General features: G+C 65.9%; 23 protein-coding genes. 6 read left to right on the forward strand and 17 right to left on the reverse strand.

Going from position 1 to position 19,577, the window contains the following annotated elements; all coding sequences use genetic code 11:
* Positions 1 to 208: 208 nt before the first annotated feature.
* Positions 209 to 637 (reverse strand): organic hydroperoxide resistance protein, encoded by a 429-nt coding sequence (locus SF06_RS07155; protein WP_027590683.1) that lies wholly within the window; start codon positions 635 to 637, stop codon positions 209 to 211.
* A gap of 34 nt (positions 638 to 671) precedes the next feature.
* On the opposite strand from SF06_RS07155, the gene SF06_RS18890 reads away from it, so the two are divergent.
* On the forward strand, positions 672 to 1,022 hold the full coding sequence (locus SF06_RS18890) for a cupin domain-containing protein (protein ID WP_076380853.1): 351 nt from the start codon (positions 672 to 674) through the stop codon (positions 1,020 to 1,022).
* Here SF06_RS18890 and SF06_RS07160 read toward each other — a convergent pair.
* The 11 genes from SF06_RS07160 to SF06_RS07205 all read right to left on the reverse strand — a co-directional run bounded on the left by SF06_RS07160 (position 1,015) and on the right by SF06_RS07205 (position 11,185).
* Complete coding sequence (locus SF06_RS07160; protein ID WP_027590682.1) at positions 1,015 to 1,227, reverse strand: cold-shock protein; 213 nt, start codon at positions 1,225 to 1,227, stop codon at positions 1,015 to 1,017. The two genes, SF06_RS18890 and SF06_RS07160, sit on opposite strands and share 8 nt — an antisense overlap.
* Positions 1,228 to 1,494: 267 nt before the next feature.
* Positions 1,495 to 1,752: a helix-turn-helix transcriptional regulator gene (locus tag SF06_RS18910; protein WP_139326709.1), complete on the reverse strand. Its 258-nt coding sequence runs from the start codon at positions 1,750 to 1,752 to the stop codon at positions 1,495 to 1,497.
* Between the two features lie 161 nt (positions 1,753 to 1,913).
* On the reverse strand, positions 1,914 to 3,494 hold the full coding sequence (gene guaA / locus SF06_RS07165; RefSeq protein WP_039560471.1) for a glutamine-hydrolyzing GMP synthase: 1,581 nt from the start codon (positions 3,492 to 3,494) through the stop codon (positions 1,914 to 1,916).
* 113 nt (positions 3,495 to 3,607) lie between these two features.
* Positions 3,608 to 5,077: an IMP dehydrogenase gene (gene guaB / locus SF06_RS07170; RefSeq protein ID WP_027590680.1), complete on the reverse strand. Its 1,470-nt coding sequence runs from the start codon at positions 5,075 to 5,077 to the stop codon at positions 3,608 to 3,610.
* A gap of 84 nt (positions 5,078 to 5,161) precedes the next feature.
* Positions 5,162 to 5,599: a MarR family transcriptional regulator gene (locus tag SF06_RS07175; RefSeq protein ID WP_027590679.1), complete on the reverse strand. Its 438-nt coding sequence runs from the start codon at positions 5,597 to 5,599 to the stop codon at positions 5,162 to 5,164.
* A gap of 65 nt (positions 5,600 to 5,664) precedes the next feature.
* Entirely contained in the window at positions 5,665 to 6,669 is a 1,005-nt protein-coding gene (locus SF06_RS07180) for a DUF2804 domain-containing protein (RefSeq protein ID WP_039560472.1), read from the reverse strand.
* Between the two features lie 63 nt (positions 6,670 to 6,732).
* Positions 6,733 to 7,959, reverse strand: a complete 1,227-nt coding sequence (locus tag SF06_RS07185) for a GGDEF domain-containing protein (protein WP_065365674.1) — start codon at positions 7,957 to 7,959, stop codon at positions 6,733 to 6,735.
* Between the two features lie 101 nt (positions 7,960 to 8,060).
* Positions 8,061 to 8,849 (reverse strand): SMC-Scp complex subunit ScpB, encoded by a 789-nt coding sequence (gene scpB / locus SF06_RS07190; protein WP_037009009.1) that lies wholly within the window; start codon positions 8,847 to 8,849, stop codon positions 8,061 to 8,063.
* Positions 8,846 to 9,673 (reverse strand): segregation and condensation protein A, encoded by an 828-nt coding sequence (locus SF06_RS07195; protein WP_051587446.1) that lies wholly within the window; start codon positions 9,671 to 9,673, stop codon positions 8,846 to 8,848. The genes scpB and SF06_RS07195 overlap by 4 nt, the downstream gene beginning before the upstream one ends.
* Before the next feature lie 4 nt (positions 9,674 to 9,677).
* The gene (locus SF06_RS07200) at positions 9,678 to 10,307 is read right to left on the reverse strand and encodes an L-threonylcarbamoyladenylate synthase (protein ID WP_027590676.1); all 630 of its coding nucleotides are present in this window, start codon (positions 10,305 to 10,307) and stop codon (positions 9,678 to 9,680) included.
* Positions 10,308 to 10,321: 14 nt separating this feature from the next.
* On the reverse strand, positions 10,322 to 11,185 hold the full coding sequence (locus tag SF06_RS07205) for a PHP domain-containing protein (RefSeq protein ID WP_039560532.1): 864 nt from the start codon (positions 11,183 to 11,185) through the stop codon (positions 10,322 to 10,324).
* A 65-nt stretch (positions 11,186 to 11,250) separates the two neighbouring features.
* Between SF06_RS07205 and SF06_RS07210 the strand changes: the two genes are divergently transcribed.
* From SF06_RS07210 to SF06_RS07230, 5 genes are all read left to right on the forward strand, one after another.
* Positions 11,251 to 11,841: a septation protein A gene (locus tag SF06_RS07210; RefSeq protein ID WP_027590674.1), complete on the forward strand. Its 591-nt coding sequence runs from the start codon at positions 11,251 to 11,253 to the stop codon at positions 11,839 to 11,841.
* A 2-nt stretch (positions 11,842 to 11,843) separates the two neighbouring features.
* A complete protein-coding gene (locus SF06_RS07215) occupies positions 11,844 to 12,128 on the forward strand; it encodes a YciI family protein (protein WP_039560475.1) in 285 nt (94 codons plus the stop codon).
* A 4-nt stretch (positions 12,129 to 12,132) separates the two neighbouring features.
* Positions 12,133 to 12,819: a response regulator transcription factor gene (locus tag SF06_RS07220; RefSeq protein ID WP_039560477.1), complete on the forward strand. Its 687-nt coding sequence runs from the start codon at positions 12,133 to 12,135 to the stop codon at positions 12,817 to 12,819.
* Between the two features lie 112 nt (positions 12,820 to 12,931).
* The gene (locus SF06_RS07225; RefSeq protein WP_039560478.1) at positions 12,932 to 13,375 is read left to right on the forward strand and encodes a Spy/CpxP family protein refolding chaperone; all 444 of its coding nucleotides are present in this window, start codon (positions 12,932 to 12,934) and stop codon (positions 13,373 to 13,375) included.
* Between the two features lie 67 nt (positions 13,376 to 13,442).
* Positions 13,443 to 14,759 carry a sensor histidine kinase gene (locus SF06_RS07230; RefSeq protein WP_027590670.1) on the forward strand — a complete coding sequence of 439 codons (1,317 nt, stop codon included), beginning with the start codon at positions 13,443 to 13,445 and terminating at the stop codon, positions 14,757 to 14,759.
* Positions 14,760 to 14,761: 2 nt separating this feature from the next.
* Here the strand turns inward: SF06_RS07230 and cobT are convergent, their stop codons facing one another.
* The 5 genes from cobT to SF06_RS07255 form a co-directional block, all read right to left on the reverse strand.
* A complete protein-coding gene (gene cobT, locus SF06_RS07235; protein WP_065365675.1) occupies positions 14,762 to 15,850 on the reverse strand; it encodes a nicotinate-nucleotide--dimethylbenzimidazole phosphoribosyltransferase in 1,089 nt (362 codons plus the stop codon).
* Between the two features lie 174 nt (positions 15,851 to 16,024).
* The gene (locus tag SF06_RS07240) at positions 16,025 to 16,540 is read right to left on the reverse strand and encodes a C40 family peptidase (RefSeq protein WP_039560479.1); all 516 of its coding nucleotides are present in this window, start codon (positions 16,538 to 16,540) and stop codon (positions 16,025 to 16,027) included.
* Positions 16,541 to 16,700: 160 nt separating this feature from the next.
* Positions 16,701 to 17,309, reverse strand: a complete 609-nt coding sequence (locus SF06_RS07245) for a C40 family peptidase (RefSeq protein WP_039560480.1) — start codon at positions 17,307 to 17,309, stop codon at positions 16,701 to 16,703.
* A 125-nt stretch (positions 17,310 to 17,434) separates the two neighbouring features.
* The gene (locus SF06_RS07250; protein ID WP_039560481.1) at positions 17,435 to 18,106 is read right to left on the reverse strand and encodes a DNA-3-methyladenine glycosylase I; all 672 of its coding nucleotides are present in this window, start codon (positions 18,104 to 18,106) and stop codon (positions 17,435 to 17,437) included.
* Between the two features lie 95 nt (positions 18,107 to 18,201).
* A complete protein-coding gene (locus SF06_RS07255) occupies positions 18,202 to 19,263 on the reverse strand; it encodes a 3-deoxy-7-phosphoheptulonate synthase (RefSeq protein ID WP_039560483.1) in 1,062 nt (353 codons plus the stop codon).
* Between the last annotated feature and the right edge of the window lie 314 nt (positions 19,264 to 19,577).

The raw sequence follows: 19,577 nt of genomic DNA on the forward strand, positions 1-19,577 counted from the left end.
ACAAGACGACCTCGGGGAAAAGGAGAAGGTTCTGAAACGGCAACGTACAGGGCAGCCCAGGCTGCCCTGTACCAACACCGACCTCGGCCAGCCGACCTAGTGCTGAATGACGTTTCGTGCCCCCCAGTCCTTGTAGAGATGCACGCCATCGGGGGTGGCGATGTAGTTGGCAGAGTGGGTCATGTGGACACCTCGAGAGGTGGAGAGATCAGTCCGCAACAACCAGTGAAACATCGATGTTCCCGCGGGTCGCGTTCGAGTAGGGGCACACGATGTGGGCCTGGTTGACCAGATCATCCAGTACGGCCCGCTCCACGCCGGGGGCACTGATCCGCAGCGTCACTTCGATGCCGAACCCGGTGGGAATCTGCCCGATGCCCACCTTGGCGGTGACCTGCGTGTCGGCCGGCAGGGTCTGCTTCTGGCGGGACGCGACGAACTTCAGGGCGCCCAGGAAGCAGGCGGAATAACCGGCGGCAAACAGCTGTTCCGGATTGGTGCCGCTGCCGCCTGCGCCGCCCAGCTCCCTGGGTGTGGCCAGCTGAACGGACAGGACGCCATCGGACGACGTGGCCTTGCCGTCACGGCCACCGGTGGCGGTAGCTGTTGCTTCATAAAGAACTTTGGCGATGGACATGGGATGTTCCTCTGATGACGTGGCGTGATTGCCTTTGCATGCCGGCACCCTGTGGGGCAGCCACCTGCTGCAGGCCCAGGGCGGCACCGGTCAGCTGCACCTGATTCGAAGGGGACCGATAACGGTCGTGCATGGTTCAACCCGGCTGCAGATTGATCGTCCCAGTCTGCTGCTCTATCCGCGGCCGATCGCCCACCGCTTCGAAAGCGATCCAATAAAAAGGACAGATTCAATTTCCGCGCTGACTGCCAGCAAAGCGCAGGCTAGGGTCAGCCGTGCTCCAGAAAATCCTGCCCACCCTGCTCTTCCCGGCAGGGTCCAGTTTATTCCAGACGAAAAAAAGCCCCGCATTGCGGGGCCTTTTTGCATCAGGCGTCTTAGTTGACTTGAACCTGATCAGCCTGCATCCCTTTCTGGCCTTTGGCCGGCACGAAAGAGACGGATTGGCCTTCGCTCAGGCTTTTGAAGCCTGCGCTTTCGATTGAGCGGTAGTGAACGAACAGGTCGGCGCTGCCATCAGTCGGGGTGATGAAGCCGAAACCTTTTTCATCGTTGAACCACTTGACGGTGCCAGTTTGACGAGTAGACATGCTGTATCTCCAGGGTAAATTAAGACTTCGACGCTGAAACATTCAGGCCGAGACTGAGAAGCCAATAGCAAAACGAACCAGGGAGATGAGGCATTGAAGCATCAAACTGTGTATCGAAGTGGCAATCGCAAAGCAGTGAGGCGAATATACGCTAATTCCTGAAAAGGTATAGTTTTATTTTCTTTGCAGGTTTCCCGGAAATAAATAAACGCTTACTGGTTAGATTATTATCCAGCAATTAACACGCAAGCTGTTGATTCTATACAACTATTTGGGGAGACGCGGAAAGACCATTTTCCGTCGCTCCCACGCAGGCGTGAGCCTAGGTGCTGCGGGCCTTTTCAAGGCAAGGCGCGCACCGCGGGCCGTCGGTGAGCAGCTCGACAGCGCCCACATAGGCGCCCTGCGGCAGCTCCTGGGCTTGGCCATGCGCTGATCCAGCCAGGCATCGACTTCGGCCTCGAACCACCCGGCGCAGCGCGGCGTCAGCATGAAGTGCTGAGGGAACTCGCCGCGCTTCTCCAGGTTTTATTGTGGTGGCCGACAGGTCGGCCACCAGATCGACCGGCGCCAGCCAGTGTCTACCGATGATGGTTAGCGAACGACAGAAACACAAAGGCCCCTGTATTTACAGGGGCCTTTGTGTATTTCACGAATGACGTTGAACGGTAAAAAACGCTACCTGATCATTCCCACTCGATGGTGGCCGGCGGCTTGCTCGACACGTCGTAGGTGACGCGGGAGATGCCTTCGATCTCGTTGATGATGCGGTTGGAGACCTTCTCCAGCAGCTCGTAGGGCAGGTGCGCCCAGCGCGCGGTCATGAAGTCGATGGTTTCCACGGCGCGCAGAGCGACGACCCAGGCGTAGCGACGGCCATCACCGACCACACCGACGGATTTCACCGGCTGGAACACCACGAAGGCCTGGCTGGTCTTGTGGTACCAGTCGAAGTTGCGCAGCTCCTCGATGAAGATGTGGTCGGCGCGACGCAGCAGGTCGGCGTACTCCTTCTTCACTTCGCCAAGGATGCGCACGCCCAGGCCCGGACCCGGGAACGGGTGGCGGTAGACCATGTCGTAGGGCAGGCCCAGCTCCAGGCCGATCTTGCGCACCTCGTCCTTGAACAGTTCGCGCAGCGGCTCGACCAGCTTGAGCTTCATGTCCTCGGGCAGGCCGCCGACGTTGTGGTGGCTCTTGATCACGTGGGCCTTGCCGGTCTTGGCGCCGGCCGACTCGATCACGTCCGGGTAGATGGTGCCCTGGGCGAGGAACTGGATGTTGTCCAGCTTGCCGGACTCCTCGTCGAACACTTCGATGAAGGTGCGGCCGATGATCTTGCGCTTCTGCTCCGGGTCGGAAACGCCGGCCAGGTTGCCGAGGAACTTTTCTTCGGCGTTGGCGCGAATGACCTTGACGCCCATGTTCTCGGCGAACATGGCCATCACCTGGTCACCCTCGTGCAGGCGCAGCAGGCCGTTGTCGACGAACACGCAGGTCAGCTGGTCGCCGATGGCCTTGTGCAGCAGCGCGGCAACCACGGAGGAGTCCACGCCGCCGGACAGGCCGAGCAGCACGTTGGCGTCGCCGACCTGGGCGCGTACCTGGGCGATGGCGTCCTCGACGATGTTGGCCGGGGTCCACAGCGCCGCGCAGCCGCAGATGTCGAGAATGAAGCGCGACAGGATGCGCAGGCCCTGCTTGGTATGGGTCACTTCCGGGTGGAACTGCACACCGTAGTAGGCGCGCGTGTCGTCGGCCATCGCCGCGATCGGGCAGCTCGGGGTGCTGGCCAGGATGTGGAAACCTTCCGGCAGGCGGGTGACCTTGTCACCGTGGCTCATCCACACGTCCAGGCCCAGCACGCCATCGGCGTCCACATGGTCCTCGATGCCGTCCAGCAGGCGGCTCTTGCCAACCACATCGACACGGGCATAGCCGAATTCGCGCAGGTCGGAACCTTCCACCTTGCCGCCCAGTTGTTCGGCCATGGTCTGCATGCCGTAGCAGATGCCGAACACCGGTACGCCCAGGTCGAATACCGCCTGCGGCGCGCGCGGGCTTTCGGCCTGGTGCACCGACTCCGGCCCGCCGGCGAGGATGATGCCGCGCGGATTGAAGGCGCGGATCGCCTCGTCGCTCATGTCGAACGGGTGCAGTTCACAGTACACGCCGATCTCGCGCACGCGGCGGGCGATCAGCTGGGTGTACTGGGAACCGAAGTCCAGGATCAGGATCCGGTGGGCGTGGATGTCAGGATGAGACATGGGCTTTCCTTCGGAAAAAGCTTGAAGCGGAAAGCCGGAAGCTGGAAGAGAAAGCGGAGCCCATGCTCGCGACTTTCAACTTCCAGCTTCCGGCGCCTGTTTAGCCGAGTGGATCAGCCCACTCGATAATTCGGGGCTTCCTTGGTGATCTGCACATCGTGCACGTGGGACTCGGCCATGCCGGCGCCGGTGATGCGCACGAACTGCGGACGGGTACGCATCGTCTCGATGTCGGCGCTGCCGGTGTAGCCCATTGAGGCGCGCAGGCCGCCCATCAGCTGATGGATGATGGCCGACAGAGCGCCCTTGTACGGCACACGACCTTCGATGCCTTCCGGCACCAGCTTCTCGGCGCCGGCGGAGGAGTCCTGGAAGTAGCGGTCGGAGGAACCCTGGGCCTGGGCCATGGCGCCCAGCGAGCCCATGCCGCGGTAGGCCTTGTAGGTACGACCCTGGAACAGCTCGGTTTCGCCCGGGGCTTCTTCGGTGCCCGCGAACATGGAGCCCATCATCACCGCGTTGGCGCCAGCGGCGATAGCCTTGGCCAGGTCACCGGAGAAGCGGATGCCGCCGTCGGCGATCATCGGCACGCCGGTGCCCTTGAGGGCCGCGGAGACATTGGCCACGGCACTGATCTGCGGCACGCCGACACCGGCGACGATGCGGGTGGTGCAGATGGAGCCCGGGCCGATGCCGACCTTCACACCATCGGCGCCGGCTTCGACCAGCGCCAGGGCGGCTTCAGCGGTGGCAATGTTGCCGCCGATCACCTGCAGCTCGGGCAGGTTCTGCTTGACCCAGCGCACACGCTCGATCACGCCGCGGGAATGGCCGTGGGCGGTGTCCACCACCACCACGTCGACGCCGGCGGCGGCCAGCGCGCGGATGCGTTCTTCGGTGTCGGCACCGGTGCCGACGGCGGCCCCAACGCGCAGGCGGCCCTGATCGTCCTTGGAGGCCAGCGGATAGGTCTTGGCCTTCTCCAGGTCACGGAACGTCACCAGGCCACGCAGGTTGAAGCCATCGTCAACCACCAGCATCTTCTCGATGCGGTTCTCGTACAGCTTGGCGCGGATCTCTTCCAGCGGCGTGCCTTCCAGCACGGTGACCAGCTTGTCCTTGGGAGTCATGATGGCGGCCACGGTGTCGCCGGCGTTCGGAGTGAAGCGCAGGTCACGACCGGTGACGATACCCACCAACTCGTTGCCCTTGACCACCGGGAAGCCGCTGAAGCCATACTCGCGGGCCTTGGCCAGCAGCTCGCTGATCTTGGTTTCCGGGGTGACGGTCGCCGGATCGCGCACGATGGCGGTCTCGTGACGCTTGACCTTGCGCACCTCGGCAGCCTGCTGCTCGATGCTCATGTTCTTGTGGATGATGCCGATGCCGCCTTCCTGGGCCATGGCAATGGCCAGGCGCGCCTCGGTGACGGTGTCCATTGCCGCGGAAACCAGCGGAATGTTCAGCTCGATGCCACGAGTCAGGTTGGTCTTGAGGCTGACATCCTTGGGCAGCACCTCGGAATATCCGGGGATCAGGAGGACGTCGTCGAAAGTCAGGGCTTCTTGGCTGATACGCAGCATGGCGGGGGCTCCCAGGCGGGAAATTTCGGAAGCGCGGCATTATACGCCTGCCCGAGCCAAGCGCTCAACGCGGATTGCGCCCCTTTACCCCAACGCCTGCAGATTGGCCAGGATGCGACGGTGCACCTGCTGGCACAGCTGCAGGTCGGCGGGGTCGATGCCGGCCAGCAGCTGGCCGCGCAGCTCATCGGCGATGTGCTGGATGCGCTTGATCAGCGGCAGCGCCTGCTCGCAGAGCATCACCCGTTTGGCACGGCGGTCTTCCGGCGCCTCCAGACGCTGCACCAGTCCCTGGCCTTCCAGGCTGTCGAGCAGGCGCGCCAGTGTCGGCCCCTCGATGCCGACACTTTGCGCTAACTGGCTCTGGGTGGGCGCAGCCTCGAAGCGCGAGAGATGCAGCAGCACCAGCCAGCGCGCCTGGGACAGGCCGATGTCCGCCAGTCGGCGGTCGAGCTCGGCGCGCCAGGAACGGGACAGTTGGGTGAGCTGCATTGCGAAGGTGTGCTGTTCGAACTGACTCATATTCTTGTAGTTGGGCTAACCATTAGTGGGCTAAATAATACGCCAGGACGCCGACCAGGGAGGCGTCACCATTTCGCATAGTGGTCCTCGACGAAGCCCCAGAGGTTGTCGAGACGGATGGCGGCGCGACCGGGCGGCCGCAGCCAGCCGTCGAAACGGCCGTACACCTGCTTGAAATTGCTGGCCAGCAGCAGGGCATTCACCCGCTCGGCGTGCAAGCCGCAGCCCGCGAACGTCAGCTCGACCCGGCCATCGCCGGAGCGTATACGCCAGGGTGCCAGCGGCCGGTCCCGCTGGAACTCGAAACGCACCCCGCCCACCGGCACCAGCTCGCCGTCCAGCCAGAAGCAGTTTTCGCTGAAGCTGGTTTCATTGACGCCGCAGGACAGGTTGAGGCCGACCCGCTGGCCCTGCGCGACGCCGGACAGGCAGGCCCAGTTCCAGTAGGTTTCCGGACGCATGTAGCCCGCCGACCAGTCGTGGTGGGCGAAACAGTCGAGCGCCTGCAGATCGAACGCGCCGAGCGGGCTGCGCACCTGCCCGTCGCAGCGCACGCCGGCCACCTTGCGGGCGTACACCCAGCCGGTCGGCCCGGTGGGCGTGCAGATGTGCATGGGCTGGAAGGCCTGCTCGTCGAAGGACGCCTCGATGTGCAAGCCGTCGTCGAGGGCGACATCGAGGCGCTTCACGCCACCCCGGTTGTCCATGCGCAAGCGGTTGCCGCGCCAGCTCAACTCGCAGATACCGTCGTCCGGCGCCTGCGAGAACCGCATCCCCAGGCCCAGCGGCAGGCGGAACTGCCGCTCAACGCGCCGGCCGCTGGCCGGGTGGTAGAGGTAGACGAACCCGGCCCCGAGCAGACTCAGATCGGCCAGTGCACACCCCCCAATCAACTCGTCGCTGATCAGGCCGAAATACTGAAACTGGTGAAAGCGGCGCCACTTGGCCAGCCGGCCCAGCCGCCGCCCCATGGGTGAGCGCAGATCGAAGTCGCGATGATTGACCAGCGCCGGGCCTCGGGGAAAGATCCCGATCCTTGGCTGGCCGTCGGGCTGTATCAAGCGGTCCATGGCGTCTGGCCTTCCTGTTGAGGGGGTTGTGTCGTCGCTCGACGCCGCAGGTCTGTACACGTCTCAGAGGTCCTGGCGGAAGTCGTCGCGATCCAGATCGACCTCCGGCTCCAGATCCAGCCGGTCGCTGGCCATCACCACACGGTTGCGGCCGGACGCCTTGGCCCGGTACAGCGCCTGGTCGGCCCGCACGTACAGCTCGTCGATCGAGCGCAACACGTCGCCGTTGACAATGCTGACGCCACCGAGCGACAGCGTCACCACGCCGGAGGGCGACGCCGCGTGTTCGATGGCCAGATTGCGTAACCGCGCGCACAGGGCTTCGGCCCGTTCGCGGGCATCGTGGGCAGTGCTGCCATACAACAGCAGGGCGAACTCCTCACCGCCCAGACGCACCGCCATGTCCAGCGGCCGGCGCGCGGCCTGCTCGAACAGCCGGGCCACCTGCTGCAGCGTCTCGTCGCCGGCCTGGTGACCGTAGCAGTCGTTGTAGCGCTTGAAGTGATCGATGTCGCCCAGCAGCATCGCCAGCGGCTGTCCCTCGCGCTGGCTCTGGCGCCACAGGGCATCCAGGTGACGGTGGAAGCTGCGCCGGTTGTGCAGGCCTGTGAGGCTGTCGTGATCGGCCAGCTGGCGCAACAGGCAGCGGATCAGGAACTGCTCCCGGGACTTGTATTCGAGCTGGTAGCAGCCCACCGCGCCGATCAGGTTACCGAACAGCAGATACAGCAGCTGCGACAGCAGCGAGCTCTGGGTACCGATGGTGAACTCCAGCGCTGCATAGCCGAGCAGGATGGCGAGGGAGACCCCGATGGCTTCGGGTAGGCGCAGGCCGGCCAGAAAATAGCTGCCCAGACAGATCAGCAGCAGGCCTTCGGAGGGATAGCCGGGGAAGACCCATTGCGCCATCACCACCACCACGGCGGTGCCGAGGCCCATGGCCAGCACACAGACCAGGGTGAGCGGACCCAGCAGGACGATATGGCGGCGCTGCAGCACCAGGCCAACACAGGCCAGCAGCAACACCAGCACCCCGGCGCGCACGGCCAGCACCCACCAGAGCACCGGCGGGGCAATGAAACGGAAGTCCAGCAGCCCCTGCACCAGCAGGATCAGGACACAGACCAGCAAGGCAATGCGCCGCAGCGCAAACGTGTGGTCAAGCTGGTAACGCTGGTACTCCGCCTCCAGTTCCGGCGTGAAGCTCAGCCACCGGAAGCCGCGTTCCAGCTGTTCCGCATAGGGGTTGGTGGGTACATCCTCAAGTCGTAAGCGAAGCGCATTGCCCAATTGTCATTCCCTGATCTATCAACTCGCGCCACCCTAACGCCCTGGGTGACTGACTGCAATATGACATCATAATGTGTCAAAAGGCCGGCACAAAAGCGCGATCAGCGCCCAGGTTCGAACGATGGATCCTCTTCATCAGCCCCTTCGGATGACTCGACAGTCTCTTCGAGCAGGTCGTCGAAATCGGTCTTGAGCCCCTGCTCCATCTCGTCCAGTTCGGCCAACAAGGTGCGGAAGCTGATCTCGCCCGCCGCCGGCGAGCCCCCCTCCTCGTCCGCGCCGGCAACGTCGGCACGGGCTTGCAGGCCCGCCGGCACCGGCAGCTCGTCATCCTGTACCGGCGTCGGCTCCGGCTCCATGGCGCGCAGTTCGGCCAGCGGCGGCAGCGCATCCAGGCTGCTCAGGTTAAAATGGTCCAGAAAGGCCTTGGTGGTGGCCAGCATCGCCGGCCGGCCGGGCACCTCGCGATAACCGACGACGCGGATCCACTCGCGCTCCTGCAGGGTCTTGACGATCTGGCTGCTGACCTGCACGCCGCGGATATCCTCGATCTCGCCCCGGGTAATCGGCTGGCGGTAGGCGATCAACGCCAGGGTTTCCAGCAGCGCGCGGGAATAGCGTTGCGGGCGCTCCTCCCACAGGCGGCCGACCCATGGGGCGAAGCGCTCGCGCACCTGCAGGCGGTAGCCGCTGGCGACTTCCTTCAGCTCGAAGGCGCGCCCTTCGCAACGCTGGCCCAGCACCTCCAGCGCCGCACGCAGCTGGGCGGCATCCGGACGCTCGGCCTCGTCGAACAGCTCGCTCATGCGCTCCAGTGACAAGGGCTTGCCAGCTGCCAGCAGCAGGGCTTCCAGCAGGGTGGCCAGATCGTTCGGGTCGGACAGGTTCATGCTTGCTCGGCCTCTGCGCGGACGCGGACGTGGATGGGGGCGAAGGGTTCGTTCTGCACCAGCTCGACCAGGGATTCCTTGATGAGTTCGAGAATGGCCATGAAGGTCACCACCACACCCAGGCGGCCCTCCTCCACCCGGAACAGCTGGACGAACGGCACGAAGTGCCCGTCGCGCAGGCGCTCCAGCACTTCACTCATGCGCTCGCGGGTGGACAGCGCCTCGCGGGTCACCTGGTGGCTTTCGAACATATCGGCGCGACGCAGCACCTCGGCCATGGCCAGCAGCAGCTCGGACAGCTCGACCTGCGGCAGCAGCATGCGCGCCCGCGCCTGCGGCGCTTCCAGACGCGGCACATGCAGATCGCGGCCCAGGCGCGGCAGCTCGTCGAGGTCCTCGGCGGCGGCCTTGAAGCGCTCGTACTCCTGCAGGCGGCGGATCAGTTCGGCACGCGGGTCCTCCTCGTCCTCATCTTCTTCGCTAGAGCGCGGCAGCAGCATGCGCGACTTGATCTCCGCCAGCATGGCGGCCATCACCAGGTACTCGGCGGCCAGCTCCAGGCGCGCGACCTTCATCAGTTCGACATACCCCATGTACTGGCGGGTGATCTCCGCCACCGGGATGTCGAGGATGTCGATGTTCTGCTTGCGGATCAGGTAGAGCAGCAGGTCCAGCGGCCCCTCGAACGCTTCGAGGAACACCTCCAGGGCATCCGGCGGGATGTACAGGTCCTGGGGCATTTCGGTGACGGCCTCGCCGTATACCAGCGCCAGCGGCAACTGTTCCGGAACGGGGATGGCGGCCTGCGCCTCGATCGACGTCATGGCGTCAGGCGCTTTCCTGGAACGGCGCCGGATCGCCGCAGCCGACCCGCGCCACCTCGGGCCTGTCGCCGGTCAGGTTGACCACCGTCGACGCCTCCAGGCCACCGAAGCCGCCGTCGATGATCAGATCGACATGATGTTCCAGCAGGCCGCGCATGTCGTAGGGATCACTGAGCGGCAGGTCCTCGCCGGGCATGATCAGGCTCACCGACATCAGCGGCGCATCCAGCTCGCGCAGCAGCGCCTGGGCAATCGGGTGGGCCGGCACGCGCAGGCCGATGGTGCGGCGCTTGGGGTGCAGCAGCATGCGCGGCACTTCGCGGGTGGCGTCGAGGATGAAGGTGTAGGGGCCCGGGGTATGCGTCTTCAGCAGCCGGAACGCGCCGGTGTCCACCTTGGCGAAGATGCCCAGCTGCGAGAGGTCGCAGCACACCAGGGTGAAGTTGTGTTTGTCGTCCAGCCGGCGCAGGCGACGGATGCGCTCCAGCGCGCCCTTGTCGCCCAACTGGCAGCCCAGCGCGTAGGAGGAGTCGGTCGGGTAGACGATCACCCCGCCGGCGCGCAGGATTTCCGCGGCCTGCTTGATCAGCCGCGGCTGGGGATTCTCCGGGTGGATCTGGAAAAACTGGCTCATGACCTCTCCCTTGCTCAATGCACGGCCCTGGGCGGACTGTCGCTGAAACGCAGCCACAATGGCGACAGATCTTCCGGCAGAGGGCGATAAAGTCCCAGCTCGGCCCACTGGGCCGGCGCATGGAAATCGCTGCCGATACTGGCCAGCAGACCGAACTCGCGGGCCAGGATGGCCAGGCTGCCGACCTGCTCGGCGGGCTGCAGGCCATTGACCACTTCCAGCGCCTGGCCGCCGGCGGCAATGAATTCGCTGACCAGCCGACGCCGCTTGCTGCGGGTGAAGTCGTACTGGCGCGGATGGGCCAGGCTGACCCAGGCGCCGGCGGCACGCAGGGTCGCCACTGTCTGCTCCAGGCTCGGCCAGTGCTGTTTCACGTCACCCAGCTTGCCGGCGCCCAGCCACTTGCGGAACGCCTCGGAACGATCGCGCACATGCCCGGCGCGCAGCAGGAATTCGGCGAAATGCGGTCGCCCCGGGGCATTCTGACCGTCGCCCAGCTCATGCTGGATCGCCCGGGCGCCCTCCAGCGCGCCGGGCATGCCCTTGGCCGCCAGGCGTCGGGCGATCTCCTCGGCGCGGCTCCAGCGCGCCAGGCGCAAGTCTTCCAGCGCCGCACACAGTGCTGGCGCCTGGCGGTCGAAGCCGTAACCCAGCACATGAATGGTGGCGCCACCCCACAGGCAGGACAGCTCAACGCCGTTGACGAAGCGCATGCCCAGCCGCTCGGCTGCGGCACGGGCTTCGTCCAGGCCGTCCAGGGTGTCGTGATCGGTCAGGGCCAGCAGGCCCACGCCGCAGGCATGGGCGCGCGCCACCACATCGGCGGGCGCGAATACGCCGTCGGAAGCAGTGCTGTGGCAGTGCAGGTCGACCTTCAGGAGGCCGCTTTCGCATTCAGTCATGTTTGTTATTATGCCGCGTCATCCCGCGCCTGGCTGCCACTGTGAAACAACTGATCGATTTCATTCCGCTGATCCTGTTCTTCATCGTCTACAAGATGGACCCGCGCAGCGTCGAACTGGCCGGCCAGAGCATCGAGCTCGGCGGCATCTTCAGCGCCACCGCCGTGCTGATCGCCAGCTCGGTGATCGTCTACGGCCTGCTCTTCGTGCAACAGAAAAAACTGGAGAAGGGCCAGTGGTTGACCCTCCTCGCCTGCCTGGTGTTCGGCGGCATGACGCTGGCCTTCCACAGCGAGACCTTCCTCAAGTGGAAAGCCCCCGTGGTCAACTGGCTGTTCGCCACGGCCTTCGCCGCCACGCATTTCATCGGCGACCGCCCGCTGGTGCAGCGCATCATGGGCCACGCCATCAGCCTGCCGCAGCACCTGTGGGTGCGCCTGAACCTGGCCTGGGTGGTGTTTTTCCTGATCAGCGGCTTCGCCAACCTGTTCGTGGCCTTCACCTTCCATGACATCTGGGTGGACTTCAAGGTCTTCGGCAGCCTGGGCATGACCCTGCTGTTCCTGGTCGGTCAGGGCATCTTCCTGGCGCGCCATCTGCAACACGACGCCCCCAAGCAGGGCGAGGATTGAACATGCTGTACGCCATTATCGCCACCGATGTACCTGGCACCCTGGAACAGCGCCTGGCCGCCCGTCCGGCCCATCTGGCGCGCCTGCAACAGCTGAAGGACGAGGGCCGCCTGGTGCTGGCCGGCCCGCACCCGGCCGAGGACGGCGAAGGCTTCACCGGCAGCCTGGTGGTCGCCGAGTTCGACTCCCTGCAGACCGCGCGTGACTGGGCGGCCGCCGATCCCTATCGAGATGCCGGCGTGTACGCCGACGTCATCGTCAAACCGTTCAAGCAGGTCTTCCCCTGACGCCATGAGCCATGTGCTGCTGATCGACGACGACCAGGAGCTCTGCGAGCTGCTGGCAAGTTGGCTGCGCCAGGAAGGCTTCGAGGTGCGCGCCTGCCACGATGGGCAAAGCGCGCGCGCGGAGCTGGCGCAGAACGCGCCCGCCGCCGTGGTGTTGGACGTGATGCTGCCCGACGGCAGCGGCCTGGAGCTGCTCAAGCAGCTGCGCAGTCGGCATGCCGAGCTGCCGGTGCTGATGCTTTCGGCGCGTGGCGAACCGCTGGACCGCATTCTTGGCCTGGAGCTGGGCGCCGACGATTATCTGGCCAAGCCCTGCGATCCCCGCGAACTGACCGCCCGCCTGCGCGCCGTGCTGCGCCGCAGCGTGGCGCCGAGCGCGCCCAGCCAGTTGGAGCTGGACGACCTGACCTTCAGCCCCGCGCGTGGCGTGGCACGCATCGGCGAGCACGAGGTCAGCCTGACGGTATCCGAAGGCCGGCTGCTCGAAGCCCTGCTCGCGCAGCCGGGCGAGCCGCTGGACAAGCAGGAGCTCGCCCAGCTGGCCCTCGGCCGCAAGCTGACGCTCTACGACCGCAGCCTGGACATGCACGTCAGCAACCTGCGCAAGAAACTCGGCCCGCACCCGGACGGCAGCCCGCGCATCCTCGCGCTGCGCAGCCGCGGCTACTACTACAGCCGCCAGCCCCGCTGATCGCGCGGCGCTTCCTTTACCCAGGCTTTACCGTCGGCTGACCGCGCCTGACCTTCACATCCTTAGACTGGGCTCATCCGGAATCGCCGGAACGACTGAAGAGGATGTACTCATGCGCAAGACTCTCGCTGCCCTGCTGATCGCCGCCGCCCTCCCCGCCGCCGCCCTGGCCATGCCCGGCCCGTCGGCCCCCTGCGGCCCGGAGGCCATGCAAGGCATGCAACACAAGGGCTTCCACGGCAAGCATGATGGCGGCATGCGCGACCTCGACCTGACCCGCGAGCAGCGCCGCGAGATGCGCCGCATCATGGGCGAACAGCACAAGGCTCATTGGGAAATCAACCAGCGCTACCTGGACAAGCTGCCGCAGAAAGAGCGCGAAGCCATGCAGAAGGAAATGCGCGACAACCGCGAGAAGCGCCAGCAGGAAGTGCGCAAGCTGCTGACACCCGAACAGCAGAAGCGCTTCGACGAGATGCGCAAGGCCATGGACGAGCGCCAGGCCGAGTGGAGCGAGTTCCAGGAGTGGAAGGCCGACAAGGCCAAAGCCCGGTAATATCCACACCCACCGTAACGCCGGTCAGGTCACAGCCTGACCGGCATTTTTGCTTCCGGAGAATGCCGTGCGCTCGATCTTCTGGCGAATCCTGGCGAGCTTCTGGCTGGCCCTGGCCCTGGTGGCCGGCCTGTCGCTGCTGCTGGGCCGCACCCTGAATCAGGATTCGTGGATCCTGGCGCGCCATCCGGTGGTCAAGGACCTCGCCGAGCGCTGGACCCAGATCTATGAAAGACAGGGGGCGGCCAGGGCCCAGCAGTTCCTCGAAGCCGTGCGCCGCGAACACCGTATCGACGTGCAGGTGTTCGACGACAGTGGCGAGCCGTTGCTGCGCGGCACCACGCCACGTCGCATCGCCGCTCTGGAAGGCCCCCGGGCCCGCGGGCAGCACCTACCCTGGCGGCGCCTGGGAACCGATTACACCAGTCCGCAGACGGGCGATACCTACCTCTTTCTGTACCGCATTCCCCATACGGAACTGGCCGCCTGGCATCGCGACAGCCTGCTCTGGCCGCTGAGTGCGCTGGGCATCGCGCTGGTGGTGCTCACCCTGTTCAGCCTGCTGCTGACCCTGGCCATCAGCCGGCCGCTCAACCGCCTGCGCAGCGCGGTGCACGACCTGGGACAGACGACCTATCAGCAGAACAGCCTGGCGGCGCTGGCGGCGCGCAAGGATGAATTCGGCGTGCTGGCCGGCGACTTCAACCGCATGGGCGAACGCCTGCAGGGGCTGATCAACAGCCAGCGCCAATTGCTGCGCGACGTTTCCCATGAGCTGCGCTCGCCGTTGGCGCGCCTGCGCATCGCCCTGGCGCTGTCGGAACGGGCCGACGACGCAGAGCGGGCCAGGCTCTGGCCACGCCTGAATCAGGAGTGCGATCGCCTCGAGGCACTGATCAGCGAAATCCTGGCCCTGGCCCGCCTCGACAGCAACCCCGGTGCCAGCCATGCCATCGACGTGGCCGAGCTGCTCGGCCGGCTGCGCGACGACGCGCGGCTGACAGCACCCGAGCAGGAAATCCGCCTCGAGATGGAGCCCGGCCTGACCCTGCTGGGTTGGCCGGACATGCTGGAGCGGGCGGTAGACAATCTGCTGCGCAACGCATTGCGCTTCGGTCCACAAGGCCAGCCCGTCGAGGTGCGCGCCGAGCGGCACCAGGGTCGTCTGGTATTGAGCGTGCGCGACCATGGCCCCGGTGTTCCGGACGAGCATCTGGGCCAACTCGGCGAACCGTTCTTCCGGGCACCGGGCCAGGCCGCTGCGGGCTACGGCCTGGGTCTGGCCATTGCTCGCCGGGCGGCCGAACGTCATGGTGGGCAACTCTTGCTGGCCAATCATCCCGAAGGCGGCTTCATCGCCACCCTCGACCTGCCACTGGCCTAACGTCAGCCGCCCACCTGCCGCGCCGGCGCGGACTCTTCCGGCGCCGCCATGTGCTTCAGGCCTTCATCCAGGGTCACCAACTCGGCATGCAGCGCACACGCCGCCTGCAGCATGGGCACCGCCAGGGCGGCGCCGCTGCCGTCGCCGAGCAGCAGGTCCAGCTGCAACAACGGCTCGGCCTTGAGCGCATCCAGCAACCAGTGGTGGCCCGGTTCGGCGGTGCAATGGGAGAACAGCAACCAGGGGCGGCATCGGGGATTCAAGTGAGTGGCCAGCAAGGCGGCGACGGTGCTGACAAAACCATCCACCAGCACTGGCACGCCCAGCTGGGCGCAGCCCAGGTAGGCACCGGTCAACGCGGCGATCTCGAAGCCGCCGAGGCTCTGCAGCAGACCCAGCGGATTGGCCAGCGAGGCCTCGTGCCGCTCCAGGGCTGCTTCGATGAGGGTTCGTTTGCGCGCCACGCCGGCGGCGTCCAGTCCACAGCCGGGACCGACCATCAGCTCCGCGGGGCAGCCAAGCAAGGCACAGGCCAGCGCACTGGCGGCCGTGCTGGACCCCACCCCCAGGGCACCGCCGATGAACAGGTCGAGATTGGCGGCCATCGCACGCTCTGCCGCTTCGCGCCCGGATTGCAGGGCGACCAGGCACTGCGCCGGCGTCATGGCATCCTCGACCAGGAAGTTGCGCGTACCGGCGGCCAGTTGCAGATGGCGCACCCCCGGCAGCCCTGTCGAGGGACGCACGGTACCCAGATCGATGATGTCCAGCGTGGCATCCAGCCGCCTGGCCAGGATGGCCAACGTCGACACACCCTCGGCAAGATTGCCGAGCATCATGCCGGTTACCGGGCGCGGCACGGCCGACACACCCACTTCGGCCACACCATGGTCGGCGACGAACAGATAGCATCCCAGGCGGGACAGCTGGGGCAGCTCCCTCCCCTGCTGGGCAGCAAGACGGATCACGACGGGTTCCAGCCGGCCAAGGGCGCGGACCGGCTTGAGCTGGCGACGCTGGCGCTCGGTGGCCTTGCGCAAGGCGACATGGTCCAGCGACTGACAGGGTTCCTGCCACCAAAACAGGCTCATGAGGCGGCTCCTTGTGGTACTCGCGGACCCGCCGCGAACTGATCCCTTATTTCCGTTTGGCGCGGCCCGGATACGGGCCTGGACGCTACTGCACAAACGGGCGGCATTATAGGAGAGCTAGGGAAGAATGCCGCCCGGAAGGGCGACAGAAATGGTCATTCTTTGGTCGTAACGTCAGCGATGTGCCAGCTCTTTGTCGTCAATTAGCCGTTTGCCGCCAATAAAGGCCTTCGCCCAATACCGATTGGACAGACTGTCCAGGCGCACCGTCCCCCCCGAGGAGGGCGCATGCACGAAACGCCCCTCGCCCACATAGATGCCCGCGTGGCTGACCTTCCCCCAACCGCTGGTGGCGAAAAGCACCAGATCGCCCGGTTGCAGCGCCTGACGCTTTACCGCCGGAACGCCGAGCTCGCCCAGCTGGCGCGTGGTACGCGGCAGCACGATACCCGCGGCATCCCGATAGACGAAGCCGATCAGCCCGCTGCAATCGAAGCCGCTTTCCGGCGTGTTGCCACCCCAGCGGTACGGCGTGCCCACCAGGCCGATGGCACGGAACAGCACGTCGCTGGGCTGTGCAGAGGCCGAGCGCGCGGTATAGACGACGCCAGAATCCGGCTGATGGGAGGAACAGGCAGCCAGCAGGCCGAACAGGACAGGCCAGAGCAGTAGGCGAACTGCGGTGGACATTGCGGGCTCCTCGGACGAGAGAGCAATCACTTTGCCCAGTGTTGACGGCGAGAGCAACCCGGGGTGGCCCGCGCGGCGTTTGTGCAGGCCTCACGCGACTGAAGTCGCTCCTACAGGCTCGTGCGGGGCGCCGCTGCTGCAGGAGTGGCCTCAGCCACGATCAGCGCTCCAGCCGGGCCAGATTCAGGGGCTGCGGCTCGCTGCCCAGCACGCGCTTGGCTTGCAGGTAGCGCGGCGCCCAGTAGCCCTGGTCGAGTCGGTCCACCCGCACGCCGCTGCGGCGGCTGGCGGAATGGACGAAGCGGTTGTCGCCGATATAGATGCCGGCATGATCCACGCGCCCGTGGCGACGGGTGCTGAAGAACACGATGTCGCCGGGCTGTAGCTCCTCGCGGGCGACCTTGGGGGCATCGTAGCGAATCATCTGACGCGTGGAGCGCGGCAGACGAATGCCCGCCTCGTTGTGGAACAGGTAGCCAATGAAGCCACTGCAGTCGAAACCACTCTTGACCGAGGTACCACCATAGCGATAGCGGGTACCGACCAGTTGAAGGCCGCGATCCAGCAGGCGTTCCACCCGGCGCTCCTGCTGGCGCTGCTCCAGCGCCAACTGGCGTGCGTCTTCCAGTTCGGACTCGAGGTCCGCCAGACGGGTGTGGGCTTCACGCAGGGCCGTGGGTTCGGGGAGCGACTGGGCAGGCGTCGTGGCGCAGCCCACGAGGAGCGTGGCGAGGGCGAGGGGCACGAGGGCAGCAAGGCGGTTGGGCATGGCTCGATCGTGTCATGGCAAAAAACAGTGCGCGGACTATGCCTACCCAGGGATCGATTTTCAAAAACTATCGATCAACGGTATTTGACCGAAGCGGTTAGCACAACAACGCCAATGCGCCCGTTTCAGTGATTGACGGTCAGCGCCAGCATCATCGACAACTGGCACAGCGGCCGACCACTCTCCGCTCGCCAGGCGTTGAAGGCGGCTTGCACCGCCGCCAGGTCGCGCTGGCTGCTCGGCGTCTTGTCAACGATGCCCTGGGCCTTGAGTGCGGCCACCACGTCCTCGCTGGGGATGAAGGTATCCTTGCCTACCATGCGCAGCAGACGCGGCGCGGACAGCCCGCCCAGCTGGTTGCCGTGCTTGGCCAGGTAACGCCACAGGCCGACGATGTCCTCGCCCGGCCAGTCGGCCAGGAAGGCGCCGAAGCTGCCGTGCTCGGCCGCGATCTCGAGAATCATCTGCGCATTGCTCGGCACGCTGGCCAGCTTGCCCGCGTGGCGAATCAGCCGGGCGTCACCCATCAACCGCTCCAGGTGCTCGGCGCCCATCAGCACCACCTTCTGCGGCACGAAACCGAAGAACGCCTCCTCGAAGGCCGGCCACTTGGCATCCACCAGGCTGTGCTTGAGGCCCGCGCGGAAGACCCGCAGGCTGATCTGCGACAGGTAGCGGTCGTCCGGCACGGCGCGCAGCGTCTCGGCGCTCGCCGGCACTGGCAGCCGCGCCTCCAGCGCCTCGGCAGAGCCGAAGCGGTTGAGGCAGTATTCGTGAAGCCAGCGGTAGTCACGCATGGGCAAGTGTCTCTTGGGGAGCGAAGCGGTGCACAGAGTGCCCCGTCCGCTCCGTTGCGGCAACCGCACGGGGCGAACGCGGCTCCGTAGGGTGGTCAACCGCGCAGGCGGCTGGCGGCCTCGCGCAATAGTTGCTCGGTACCGCTCCAGCCCAGGCAGCCGTCGGTGACCGACACGCCATAGCGCAATTCACCGGACAGCGGCTGGCAGCCGTCGAACAGGTGGCTTTCCAGCATGACGCCCCGCAGCGTGCGGTCGCCGGCCAGGCGTTGGGTCAGCACCTCCGCCAGCACCGCCGGCTGGCGCAGCGGGTCCTTGCCGCTGTTGGCATGACTGCAATCGACCATGATGCGCGGGGCGATCCCCTGCTTCTCCAGCGCTGCGCGCGCCGCCGCGACGCTGGCCGCATCGAAGTTGGGGCCGGCATGCCCGCCACGCAGCACCAGGTGGGTGTCGGGATTGCCGGCGGTTTCCACCAGCGCCGGGTGCCCCAGCGCATCGATGCCGAAGTGACTGTGCGGGTGGGCCGCCGAGCGCATGGCGTCACAGGCGATGCCCAGGCTGCCATCGGTGCCGTTCTTGAAGCCCACCGGCAGGTCCAGGCCGCTGACCAGCTCGCGGTGGATCTGCGATTCGCTGGTGCGCGCGCCGATGGCCGCCCAGGCCAGCAGGTCGTCGAAGTAGCCCGCCACCAGCGGCTGCAGCAGCTCGGTGGCGAGCGGCAGGCCCAGCGCCAGCATGTCGAGCATCAGGCGCCGCGACAGCGTGAGCCCTTCCGCCATGGCGTGACTGCCATCCAGGTGCGGATCGTAGGCCAGCCCTTTCCAACCGACCGTGGTGCGCGGCTTTTCCATGTAGGCGCGCATCACCAGCAGCAACTGGTCCTCCACCTCGGGCGCCAGATCAGACAGGCGACGGGCGTAATCCAGGGCGGCCTCGGGATCGTGGATGGAGCAGGGACCGACCACTACCAGCAGGCGCGGGTCGCGGCCATCGAGGATCGCGCGAACGGCCTGGCGCTGATCATGCACACGAGCGGCCAGGGCGGGCTCCAGCGGCAGGCGCTGGCGCAGCAGGGCGGGAGAAGGCAGGGGCTGAGCGATGCGTCGCGCGGCGACGGCAGGCTGGAGTGCGGCGAGTGGGGCGGAAGCGTTCATCTGGCAAATTCCTTGTGTGTGCCGGCGGCGGGGCCGCCCGGCACTAGCGAGTCGATCGTTCGAGTGGTGTCAGCGCGGCGGCAACGCGGCTAAATCGCCAGAAGGCACGGGTGTAGCGGTAAGCAGTGAGATAGCGGTACATGGTGTAGTCCTCGATGTGGTTGGCACGGCCTTGTGGGCCCGGAAAAACAAAACCCCCGGTCGGGTGGCCGACCGGGGGTTCTTGTGAAACGTTGCGGTAGGCGACCCTGTTTGCCGGGGCGCCTGCTGGGTATCAGACGCCGGAGTGGCTAAACCAATACCCGTAGAAGAAA

It is taken from the genome of Pseudomonas flexibilis (assembly GCF_000802425.1).
In the GTDB taxonomy this organism is placed as follows: Bacteria; Pseudomonadota; Gammaproteobacteria; order Pseudomonadales; family Pseudomonadaceae; genus Serpens; species Serpens flexibilis.